This window comes from Pseudomonas sp. JQ36, from assembly GCF_053851495.1.
In genome coordinates, this window is sequence record NZ_CM132642.1 from 5,621,004 (window position 1) to 5,630,000 (window position 8,997).

The 8,997-nt window shown below is 60.5% G+C and carries 7 protein-coding genes; 2 read left to right on the plus strand and 5 right to left on the minus strand.

The genetic code is table 11. The features are described from left to right. Window positions 1-9: 9 nt before the first annotated feature. The 5 genes from ACS4NR_RS25340 to ACS4NR_RS25360 all read right to left on the minus strand — a co-directional run bounded on the left by ACS4NR_RS25340 (window position 10) and on the right by ACS4NR_RS25360 (window position 5,929). A complete protein-coding gene (locus ACS4NR_RS25340) occupies window positions 10-1,557 on the minus strand; it encodes an ABC transporter ATP-binding protein (RefSeq protein WP_456018626.1) in 1,548 nt (515 codons plus the stop codon). Between the two features lie 605 nt (window positions 1,558-2,162). Continuing rightward, window positions 2,163-2,744 (minus strand): IMPACT family protein, encoded by a 582-nt coding sequence (locus tag ACS4NR_RS25345; protein WP_095138236.1) that lies wholly within the window; start codon window positions 2,742-2,744, stop codon window positions 2,163-2,165. 7 nt (window positions 2,745-2,751) lie between these two features. Then, window positions 2,752-3,402, minus strand: a complete 651-nt coding sequence (locus ACS4NR_RS25350; RefSeq protein ID WP_027613646.1) for a TetR/AcrR family transcriptional regulator — start codon at window positions 3,400-3,402, stop codon at window positions 2,752-2,754. Between the two features lie 87 nt (window positions 3,403-3,489). Beyond that, window positions 3,490-4,878, minus strand: a complete 1,389-nt coding sequence (locus tag ACS4NR_RS25355; RefSeq protein ID WP_456018627.1) for a uracil-xanthine permease family protein — start codon at window positions 4,876-4,878, stop codon at window positions 3,490-3,492. 130 nt (window positions 4,879-5,008) lie between these two features. After that, the gene (locus ACS4NR_RS25360; protein WP_095138239.1) at window positions 5,009-5,929 is read right to left on the minus strand and encodes a LysR family transcriptional regulator; all 921 of its coding nucleotides are present in this window, start codon (window positions 5,927-5,929) and stop codon (window positions 5,009-5,011) included. A 138-nt stretch (window positions 5,930-6,067) separates the two neighbouring features. Here ACS4NR_RS25360 and ACS4NR_RS25365 point away from each other — a divergent pair, with 138 nt between their 5' ends. Continuing rightward, the gene (locus tag ACS4NR_RS25365; RefSeq protein WP_456018628.1) at window positions 6,068-7,417 is read left to right on the plus strand and encodes an aminotransferase class III-fold pyridoxal phosphate-dependent enzyme; all 1,350 of its coding nucleotides are present in this window, start codon (window positions 6,068-6,070) and stop codon (window positions 7,415-7,417) included. Between the two features lie 77 nt (window positions 7,418-7,494). After that, window positions 7,495-8,988, plus strand: a complete 1,494-nt coding sequence (locus ACS4NR_RS25370) for a CoA-acylating methylmalonate-semialdehyde dehydrogenase (RefSeq protein WP_003221397.1) — start codon at window positions 7,495-7,497, stop codon at window positions 8,986-8,988. The last annotated feature ends 9 nt before the right edge of the window (window positions 8,989-8,997 follow it).

The following is an 8,997-nucleotide window of genomic DNA, read 5'->3' on the forward strand; positions in this document are numbered from 1 at the left end:
GAAACTCCGTCAGGCCGTGGCCGATGAATGCGTGGGGTTGATGTGCCCGGCCATCCAGCCGCCGACATCGCTCAGCAGGGTGTCGGTGGTGTTCTGCAGCGGCGACAGACGCCCCGCGCACAGGGCGCCGAGGCGGTCGCTGATCTGGAACAGTTCGTCGAGGTCTTCGGAAATCACCAGGATCGCCGCGCCGGCATCGCGCAGGACAATCAGCGCGCGGTGAATGGTCGCCGCCGCGCCAACGTCGACGCCCCAGGTCGGGTGCGCGGCGATCAGCAATTTCGGTTGCTGGAGGATTTCCCGGCCAAGAATGAATTTCTGCAGATTGCCGCCGGAAAGGCTGCGCGCGGCAGCGTAAGTGCCCGGGGTTTTCACCCCGAAGCGCTGAATGATGGTTTGTGCGAGGGTTTCGACTTTGCCGCGCTGGATCAAGCCGTTGCTCACTAGCCCTTGTTGAAAGGCCGTGAGCAAGCCGTTGTCGGCAAGGCTCAGTTCAGGCACCGCGCCGTGACCCAGGCGTTCTGCCGGGACGAACGCCAGACCCAGTTGGCGCCGCGCATCCGGGCGCAAATCGGCGACCGCTTGCCCGGCGAAACGAATCGTTGTCGCGCCGTTGCGGGGCAGGGTTTGTTCACCGCTGAGCAGGGCGAGCAGCTCATCCTGGCCATTGCCCGCGACCCCGGCGATACCGACGATTTCCCCGCTGCGTACTTGCAGGTTGATGTCGCTCAACGAGCAGCCGAAGGGATCCGGGTTGTGCCAACTCAGGCCGTTTACCTGTAGAAAGTCCGCGCCGCCACTGACCTTCGGGTATTCGCCGATCAGTGCCGCCGCTTCGCCGACCATCATCTGCGCCAACTGCTGATCCGAGCATTCGGCCGGCAGGCAATGCCCGGCGACCCGTCCGCCGCGCAAGACCGTGGCGCTATGGCACAGTGCGCGCACTTCCGCGAGCTTGTGGCTGATAAACAGAATGCTGCAGCCCTCGGCGGCCAGACGGCGCAGGGTGATGAACAGCTCGTCCGCCTCTTGCGGCGTCAGCACCGACGTCGGCTCGTCGAGAATCAGCAGGCGAATGTCCTGCATCAGGCAGCGAATGATCTCCACCCGTTGCCGCTCGCCGATCGACAGGCTGTGGACAAGTCGCTCCGGCTCCAGCGCCATGCCGTAGCGGCGCGACACTTGGCGAATCTTCGGCTCCAGTTGTTTCGGCGTGCCGGCCTTGGCCCCCATGGCCAGGGCAATGTTCTGCGCGACGCTGAGCGTTTCGAAGAGCGAGAAATGCTGGAACACCATGCCGATCCCCAACTGCCGGGCCTGCGCCGGGCTGCGGATGTTCACCCGCTGGCCCTCCCAGAGCATCTCGCCGGAATCGGCCTGGGTAACGCCGTAGATGATCTTCATCAGTGTGCTTTTGCCTGCGCCGTTCTCACCGAGCAGGGCGTGGATTTCCCCCGGCGCGATGCTCAGGTCGATGGCGTCATTGGCCAGACAACCGGGGTAGCGTTTGCTGATCTGGCGCAGTTGCAGGCGCGGCGTTGAATCTGGGCTTGGCATGACAGGCTCGACTGACTTGGAGTTGTGCCTGTGGATAAAGCAATTTCCTGGCCATTGAGTCAGGAACCTTGTCGGGCCTTGCGCGCCCACGGTTGCCGTAGAGCGTCGAAGGGGAGATGCTCGAGAAGTACGGCACCAATTGAGAGCAAAGCCGTTGATCAGGCTCCAGTTTTGCCCGTGGACAACTGATCAAAAAACGAGCAAATGCGTGGGGCCTATGCAGAACCTGCGGCTGCGCCAGCCATAAACGGGTTATCCACAGGTTGCTCCACAGTATTTGTGCGCAATTGGAAATCCTTGGCATAAGCGCTGAGGTGCTATCTCCCAATAGTGATAAACAGCGCTAACTATCTGTTTTTACGTGGGATTTATCTTTTTTCAGACGCAGTGGACGAAAAGTGAGCAAATCGCGCAAAGCCACGTGACAGAAGGGTTACAGCCATATGTGCTCAGGTTATCCACAGTCGGGTGCACAGCAGATGTGGGCAAGTTGCTGGAATAAAGAAATCCGTCGACGCCCTAAAAGATCGCAGCCTTCGGCAGCTCCTACAGGGAGAGCACATTTTCAATGTAGGAGCTGCGGCACGCTGCGATCTTTTGCTCTACTAACGCTGCAGCACAATCCGCCCCCGACTCAAATCCGCCAGCTGCGTTTGCAGCAACTCGATCTGCGCCTCACCCACCGCCAACTGCAACTCAACACCATTGGCGGTGAAGTTTTCTTCCACCACCAGACCACCCAGATCCGCCACCCGCAGCTTCACCAGCGCCAACTCGGCAAAGCCGCAGGCGCAACTGAGCGGCACACGGCTGATCAACTCCACTTTTTCCGCATTCTGCAGGCACTTGTTCGCGCCGCCGCCATAAGCCCTGGCCAAACCGCCGGTGCCCAATTGAATGCCGCCATACCAGCGGATCACCAGCACCGCGACCTGATCGCAATCCTGCGCCTCAATGGCCGCCAGAATCGGTCGTCCGGCGGTGCCGCCGGGTTCGCCGTCGTCGTTGCTGCGGTATTGCGCACCGAGTTTCCACGCCCAGCAGTTGTGCGAGGCATTCAAGTCGCTGTGTTGTTCGAAGAACGCCTGCGCGTCGGCGGGGCTGCCGATCGGCGCGGCGAAGGTGATGAAGCGGCTTTTACGAATCTCTTCGCGGTACTCGCAAAAACCGCTGAGGGTGAAAGGCATAAACGTCTTAAATAGTCGGGGTGAGGCCGCAGCCTTTGAGAATGATGCGGATCAGGTTGTTGCCGGCGTCTTCCATGTCCTGCTTGGTCAGCTTACTGCGACCGCTGACGCGACAGATCTGCGTGGCGAAGTCGGCGTAATGCTGGGTGCTGCCCCACAGCAGGAAAATCAGGTGCACCGGATCCACCGGGTCCATCTTGCCGGCATCGATCCAGGCCTGGAACACTGCTGCGCGGCCCTGGAACCAGGCGCGGTAATCCTGGTTGAAATACTCGGTCAGGCATTCGCCACCGCTGATCACTTCCATCGCAAAAATCCGCGAGGCTTGCGGTTGGCGGCGGGAGAATTCCATCTTGGCGCGAATGTAGCGGGTCAGCGCTTCGGCCGGATCGTCCTCGGCGGTCAAGGTGTTGAAGGTGCTGTCCCACAGCTCGATGATGTTGCTCAGCACCGCCACGTACAACCCCAACTTGTTGGTGAAGTAGTAATGCAGGTTCGCCTTGGGCAACCCGGCATTCTGTGCAATGGTGTTCATGCTGGTGCCTTTGTAACCGTGACGGGCGAACTCGTCTTCGGCGGCTTTGAGGATGGTCTCTTCGTTCTTCTGACGAATGCGGCTGGCGGGTTTGCCGCCATGAGCGGGGACTTCAAAGGTCATAGGCACTTCCGGTTTGTCTGTGGGTGCAACCAGTTGCGTTGATAACGCACCCACAGGCATCCGACAAGTCCTGATGCAATAAAACCGTTACGCCTGTTCGATCTTGTTCAGCGCTGCGGCGGATTCGACAGTGGCGGTTTTCGCCTCCGGCAGTAACAGGCAGAGGATGATCGCAGTCAGGCCGCCGCTGGTGATCGCCGAGTCGAACAGGTTCTGCACCAGTTTCGGCAACAGGTGCAGCAGGTTCGGTTGCGCGGCAATGCCCAGGCCGACGCCGAGCGAGGTGGCGATGATCAGCATGCTGCGTCGGTCCAGCGGCGACTGCGCGAGGATCCGCACCCCGGCCGCCGCCACGCTGCCGAACATCACCAGGGTGGCGCCGCCGAGCACCGGTTTCGGGATCTGCTGCAGCACCGCGCCGATCATGGGGAACAGGCCGAGACAAACCAGGATCGCGCCGATGTACAGCCCGACATAGCGGCTGGCCACGCCGGTCAACTGGATCACGCCGTTGTTCTGCGCAAACGTGGTGTTGGGGAAGGCGCTGAAAGTAGCGGCGATCATGCAGCTCACGCCGTCACCGAGTACGCCGCCGCGCAGTCGGCTTATATAAGAAGGGCCGCTGATCGGCTGGCGGGCCAGCATGCAATTTGCCGTCAGGTCACCGACGGTTTCGATGGTGCTGATCAGATAAATCAGCGCGACCGGCAGGAAAGCCGTCCAGTCGAAGTTGAAACCGAACTTGAACGGTGCAGGAAGACTCACCAGCGGCAAGTCAGGCAATGCCTGCGGAACCAGTTTTCCGCTGAACCATGCGGCCAGACTGCCGAGCAGCAGTCCGATAATGATGGCCGACAACCGCACCCACGGCGTGTTCGAGCGGTTGAGCAGGATGATCGTCAGCAACACGAACACCCCCAGCGCCAGATTGCCCGGCGCGCCGAAGTCCGGCGCATTGAATCCACCGCCCAGATCGGTGATGCCGACCTTGATCAGGCTGATGCCGATCAGGGTGATGACGATCCCGGTCACCAGCGGCGTAACAACCCGGCGTAATTGACCGATGAAACGGCTGAGGACGATCTGCACCACGGCGCCGAAAAAGCACACGCCGAAGATCATCGCCAGAATGTCTTCCGGGCTGCCGCCACGCTGCTTGACCAGAAACCCGGCCGACAGCACCGCGCCGAGAAAGGCGAAACTGGTGCCCTGCAAACAGATCATCCCGGCGCCGATGCCGAACGGCCGTCGCGCCTGAATAAAGGTGCCGACCCCGGAAACCATCAGCGCCATGCTGATCAGATACGGCAAATGCGCGGTCAGCCCGAGGGCCGAGCCGATCACCAGCGGCGGGGTGATGATGCCGACGAAACTGGCGAGCACGTGTTGCAGGGCGGCGAGGATTGCGGCGGGTGGATTTGGGCGGTCGTCGAGGCCGTAGATCAGGTCGCTGGACGGTTCAGAATCTGGCTGCATGGCTTAAGGCTTCTTGTTCAGGGATCGAGTTCACCCTTCACTGCAAAAACCTGTCCACTTGCTCAGCTTTCAGGGATTGCGATCGCCAAATGTAGGAGCTGCCGCAGGCTGCGATCTGTTGATCTTGCTTTCAACGCGTCGCAGCGAGGCTCTCCAGAAAGCTCTCCAGCACCAAATGAGGGCGCCGCCCCTTGCGCGTGACCGATGCCAGACTCAAATCATAAAAACGCGTCGTCGATTTCAGCGCACGCAAGCGACCTTGCTGCACCCACAGGCTGGCGTAATGATCCGGCAGATAACCGATGTAACGCCCGGTCAAAATCAAAAACGCCATGCCCTCACGGTCGGACGCGCTGGCGGTGCAATTGAGCGCCTGGTAATGCGCCTGAATCTCCGCCGGCAAGCGAAAGGTCGGCGCAATCGCGTCTTGGCTATTAAGACGCTCGTCATCCAGTTGCTTGTCATCGACATAAAATAGCGGATGGCCCACCGCGCAATAAAGCAGCGAGCGTTCGCTGTACAACGGCTGATATTCCAGCCCCGACAGTGCGCTGGCCTGCGGCACCACGCCGACATGCAGGCGACCGTCGAGCACGCCTTGTTCGACTTCGTTGGGGGCGATCATACGAATCTGGATCTGCACGTCCGGCCCGCGTTCCTTCAACTGGGCGAGGGCATGGGTGATGCGCATGTGGGGCAGGGTGACGAGGTTGTCGGTCAGGCCGATGATCAACTCGCCACGCAGGTGCTGGTGCAGGCCATTGACCTCGGTGCGGAAACTTTCCAGCGCACTTAACAGTTGCAGCGCTGACTGATAAACCTCACGGCCTTCTTCGGTCAACGAGAACCCGGCGCGGCCGCGTTGGCACAAACGCAGGCCGAGGCGCTGTTCGAGATCGCTCATTTGCTGGCTGATCGCCGAGCGTCCGATGCCGAGCACGGTTTCCGCCGCCGAGAAGCCGCCGCACTCCACCACGCTGCGGAAAATCCGCAGCAGGCGAATATCAAAGTCACTGACCTGGGCCAGCGGATCGGCGCGGCGGCTGCTCATTTTATTGTTCTCATTGTTTAGCAAAGTTCTAACTGAAGGTTAGAAGAGTTGAATTTCACCGACTTTATCCCCGTGGCAACTTAGCTGCAACAACGCTTTTTATCTCCCTGATGCTTATGCCCTGCGAGGTTTTGCCCGATGAACATGCCTGAAAACGCGCCGTCGCCACTGGCCAGCCAACTGAAGCTGGACGCGCACTGGATGCCGTACACCGCCAACCGCAACTTCCAGCGCGACCCGCGTCTGATCGTTGGTGCCGAAGGCAGCTGGCTGTTCGATGACAAGGGCCGCAAGATCTACGATTCGCTGTCCGGTCTGTGGACCTGCGGCGCCGGGCACACCCGCAAGGAAATCCAGGAAGCGGTATCCAGACAACTGGGCACCCTCGATTACTCGCCAGGCTTTCAGTACGGTCATCCGCTGTCATTCCAGTTGGCCGAGAAAATCACTGAGCTGACTCCGGGTAATCTGAATCACGTGTTTTTCACCGACTCCGGCTCCGAATGCGCCGACACTGCGGTGAAGATGGTTCGTGCCTACTGGCGTCTGAAAGGTCAGTCGACCAAGACCAAAATGATCGGCCGTGCCCGTGGTTATCACGGCGTGAACATCGCCGGCACCAGCCTTGGCGGCGTCAACGGCAACCGCAAGCTGTTCGGTCAGGCGATGATGGACGTCGATCACCTGCCGCACACTCTGCTGGCCAGCAACGCATTCTCCCGTGGCATGCCGGAGCAGGGCGGTATTGCTCTGGCCGATGAACTGCTGAAGTTGATCGAACTGCACGACGCGTCAAACATCGCGGCGGTCTTCGTTGAGCCAATGGCCGGTTCCGCTGGCGTACTGGTTCCACCGCAGGGTTATCTGAAGCGTCTGCGCGAGATCTGCGATCAACACAACATCCTGCTGGTGTTCGATGAAGTGATCACCGGCTTCGGCCGCACCGGTTCGATGTTCGGCGCCGAGAGCTTTGGCGTGACCCCGGATCTGATGTGCATCGCCAAGCAAGTCACCAACGGCGCGATCCCGATGGGCGCGGTGATTGCCAGCTCCGAGATCTACCAGACCTTCATGAATCAGCCGACTCCGGAATATGCGGTGGAATTCCCCCACGGCTACACCTACTCGGCGCACCCGGTGGCGTGCGCCGCTGGCCTTGCGGCACTCGACCTGCTGCAAAAGGAAAACCTGGTGCAGAGCGTGGCCGAGGTTGCCCCGCATTTCGAAAATGCGCTGCACGGCCTGAAAGGTTCGAAGAACGTCATCGACATCCGTAACTACGGCTTGGCCGGTGCGATCCAGATCGCGGCCCGTGACGGCGACGCCATCGTGCGTCCGTTCGAAGCCGGTATGGCCCTGTGGAAAGCCGGGTTCTACGTGCGCTTCGGCGGCGACACCCTGCAGTTCGGCCCAACCTTCAACAGCAAGCCGCAAGACCTCGATCGTCTGTTCGACGCGGTTGGCGAAGTGCTGAACAAGCTCGACTGATTTTTCCCTCTATATATACCTGCGAATAACAGGCGCCCCATGTGGGCGTCTGTACACAAGAATTCAGGAGTTATTCGATGAGCGTTATCCCGCATTTGATCAATGGCGAACTGGTGACCGAGAACGGTCGCGCGGTTGATGTGTTCAACCCGTCCACCGGTCAGGCGATCCACAAGCTGCCGCTGGCCACCCGCGAAACCATTCAACACGCGATCGACGCCGCCAAGGCTGCGTTCCCGGCATGGCGCAACACCCCTCCGGCCAAACGTGCCCAGGTGATGTTCCGTTTCAAGCAATTGCTGGAGCAGAACGAAGCACGCATCTCGCAATTGATCAGCGAAGAGCACGGCAAGACCCTCGAAGACGCCGCCGGTGAACTCAAGCGCGGTATCGAGAACGTCGAGTTTGCCTGCGCCGCCCCGGAAATCCTCAAGGGCGAATACAGCCGCAACGTCGGCCCGAACATCGACGCCTGGTCGGACTTCCAGCCACTGGGCGTGGTTGCCGGCATCACGCCGTTCAACTTCCCGGCGATGGTGCCACTGTGGATGTACCCGCTGGCGATCGTTTGCGGTAACTGCTTCATCCTCAAACCGTCCGAGCGTGATCCAAGCTCGACGCTGCTGATTGCTCAATTGCTGATCGAAGCCGGTCTGCCGAAAGGTGTATTGAGCGTGGTGCATGGCGACAAGACCGCAGTGGACGCGCTGATCGAAGCGCCGGAAGTCAAAGCCCTGAGCTTCGTTGGCTCGACGCCGATTGCCGAGTACATCTATGCCGAAGGCACCAAGCGCGGCAAACGCGTTCAGGCACTGGGCGGGGCGAAGAACCATGCGGTGCTGATGCCGGATGCGGATCTGGACAACGCGGTCAGCGCGCTGATGGGGGCGGCCTATGGTTCTTGCGGTGAGCGCTGCATGGCGATTTCGGTCGCAGTGTGTGTCGGCGATCAGGTAGCGGATGCGCTGGTGGCGAAACTGGTTCCACAGATCAAGGCGCTGAAAATCGGTGCTGGCACTTCCTGCGGTCTGGACATGGGCCCACTGGTAACCGGTCAGGCGCGGGACAAGGTCAGCGGCTATGTCGATGACGGCGTGGCAGCGGGCGCAACCCTGGTGGTCGATGGTCGCGGCTTGAGCATTCCGGGTCATGAAGAGGGCTTCTTCCTCGGCGGCTGCCTGTTCGACAACGTCACCCCTGAAATGCGCATCTATAAGGAAGAGATCTTCGGGCCGGTGTTGTGCGTGGTTCGGGTCAACAGCCTGGAAGAGGCGATGAAGCTGATCAACGATCATGAATACGGCAACGGCACCTGCATCTTCACTCGTGACGGTGAGGCGGCGCGTCTGTTCTGCGACGAGATCGAAGTCGGCATGGTCGGCGTCAACGTACCGCTGCCGGTTCCGGTGGCTTACCACAGCTTCGGCGGCTGGAAGCGTTCGCTGTTCGGCGACCTGCATGCTTATGGCCCGGATGGTGTGCGCTTCTATACCCGTCGCAAGGCCATCACTCAGCGCTGGCCGCAGCGTGCGAGCCATGAGGCTTCGCAGTTCGCTTTCCCTAGCTTGTAAATAGAAGAG